This window comes from Mesorhizobium sp. M7A.F.Ca.US.005.03.2.1, assembly GCF_003997795.1.
Taxonomy (GTDB): Bacteria; Pseudomonadota; Alphaproteobacteria; order Rhizobiales; family Rhizobiaceae; genus Mesorhizobium; species Mesorhizobium ciceri.
This window is the reverse complement of the sequence record NZ_RZRP01000362.1, coordinates 1-2,291: the sequence shown is the minus strand read 5'-3', so window position 1 is coordinate 2,291 and position 2,291 is coordinate 1. Positions and strand designations below refer to the sequence as shown.

Below are 2,291 nucleotides of genomic sequence, written 5' to 3'. Positions count from 1 at the left end.
ATCGTCGGTGCCGTGGATGGTGATGGTCAGCGTCGTCGAGGAGGTCCCGCCCTGGCCGTCGCTCACCGTGTAGGTGAAGCTGTCGGTCAGACTGCCGCCGACATTGAGCGCGTCAACCGTCGGGTTCGCATCGTCGATGACGTAGTTGTAGCTGCCGTCGCCGTTGATCGTCACCGAACCGTAGCTGCCGGCCAGCGCAGACCCGACCGTGCCGCCCGTCACCGCGCTCACGCTCAACTGGGCATGGGTGTTGTCGACGTCGGTGTCGTTGGCCAGAACGTTGCCGGTCGCCGCCGTGGCCGGCGTGATGCCGGCCTCGTTCGCGGACCCGGTGTCGGCGACCGCAACCGGCGCATCGTCGGTGCCGTGGATGGTGATGGTCAGCGTCTGTGTGTCGGTGCCGCCGGTGTGGCCGTCGTTGGCCGTGATCGTATAGGTGAGCGTCAGCGTCTCGCCGACAGCCAGGAAGTCGAAGGCTTGTGGCGCCGAATTGAAGGTCCAGCCCAGATTATTGGTTTCGCCCGGGTTGGCCGTCAGCGAGATCGGCGAGACTGTCAGCATGCCGAGCACGGCGGCACTGTTCAGCCCGCCCATGGTGCCGCCGAGGGACACCGAAGTTACCATCGCGGTCACCGTGTCGGAGATATCGACATCGTTCACCGTCAGGGTGCCGTTCACCGTCAAGGGTGCGTTGGTCTCGATCAACGAGGCGGTCGCGCTGTCGGTCGTCACGAGATGGATATCGGGTTTGTCGTTGGTGCCAGTAAACTGAATGGTGGCCGTGGCCCAGCTCAGCGTGCCATTGCCGAGCTGAATGGCGTAGGTCACTTTATCGGTGAGAACCTCTCCCGCCCCAAGCGCTTGAATCATACTCTCGAGATTCGCCGTGTCGTAGTGGATCGTACCATCAGTGCCTATCCAGATATGGGCACCCAGGTAACTCGTGTCGGTCCCTCCTCCGACACCGCCGGAGTATGTTGCGTCGCGTGTGAGCAGATCCGCCGGAGCAAGTATCTTCGTTGCGGTCTGCACACTGTCTGCGTTATCGATGGAGTAGAGCTGTTTGGCTGCGCCACCCAGATCATTCGCCAAAACATTCAGGATCAGGACACCGGTATCATTTTCTGAGAGGAGAAAAAGGTCATCCTTCGCCTGCGGCGTGTTGGAGAAAGACGTCGTGGTGCCGCCGGCACCGGTGACCTGAGTAGCCATTTTTCAACCCCCCTTTTAAGAACAGACGCCTCATCTGTTTTATCGACAGTACTGAACGACCGGCTGCTTCCAGCCGAAGAAAAACCGCGCGAATCCAGGCAGGCATGAATTTTCGCCCTCATCCAGGCACACCGCCGCGCTTGGAACAGCCGCCTCAAGCTGGCCATTCACGGACGGATATTGACCCGATGCTGCTGGACGCGACGACTGGTCGTCACGCTACGTTCCCTACCCAACCTACATCGTCAAACTCGTGGCTTTCGACCACGAACTTTAGATGCTTCTTATATTAGGAGATTATTAACTCTTATAGAGAGGAAGCGTCAACGCCCAACTTGGCCGAACAGTTAATAGGCGAACATAAGGGGAGCCACAGTCACTAGAATCGAGTTGTGAGATCGAACAGGCGCACGCCCGATATGAGCCAGGCGGCAGACGTGCGGCTCAGCGTGACCAGAGCCCGCCAGCGCACCACCATACCAACACCGCACCTTGATCGCTGAGTACTTTTCGTGCAGCACGCCAACCCGACAGCCAGCCAGTTCGCTTGAACGGTCGGGGATTCAACTGAGATCACTTAACGCGCCGGACAGCCGGGAAGCTTCATGCCCTTGCTCCCGGAGATCTTGAAGCCGGGCAACTCGAACATCTGTCCCACACGCTCCGTAGCACTTCGTGAAACCTCGTCGTTCGGTACGTGCGACCACACCTCCTCGTTCAAGGCCGATTGATCGTCCGAGCGCTGTCGCGATCGGTCTCGTCAGGGATATATTCGCCGGCATTGGCATCGAAGCCGGTCCAGCCGCCAGCCTCGTAAGCCCTGCGGCGTTCGGCAAGATCGACCGATCTGGATTGCCCCAGAATTTCCTCGGCATTTGCAATGAGTTCATCGTCCACCCTGGCCGTGACCAACGTGCCGCCGCGGCGTACGCCCTCCGCATACACGTGGGCATCGTTCTCGGGCACGCCGGACTCCGTCAGAGCGCCGACAATGCCTCCGACCGCACCGCCTGCCACCGCCCCGGCAACGACACCTGTCGCGGTGGCAGGCGGTGCGGTCGGAGGCATTGTCGGCGCTC

2 pseudogenes are annotated in these 2,291 nt (G+C 60.6%); both read right to left on the bottom strand.

The window, feature by feature from the left end:
- A pseudogene (locus EN991_RS41000) lies at positions 1–1,212 on the bottom strand (VCBS domain-containing protein); the annotation flags it as partial.
- A gap of 717 nt (positions 1,213–1,929) precedes the next feature.
- Positions 1,930–2,291: pseudogene (locus tag EN991_RS19925) on the bottom strand (hypothetical protein); the annotation flags it as partial.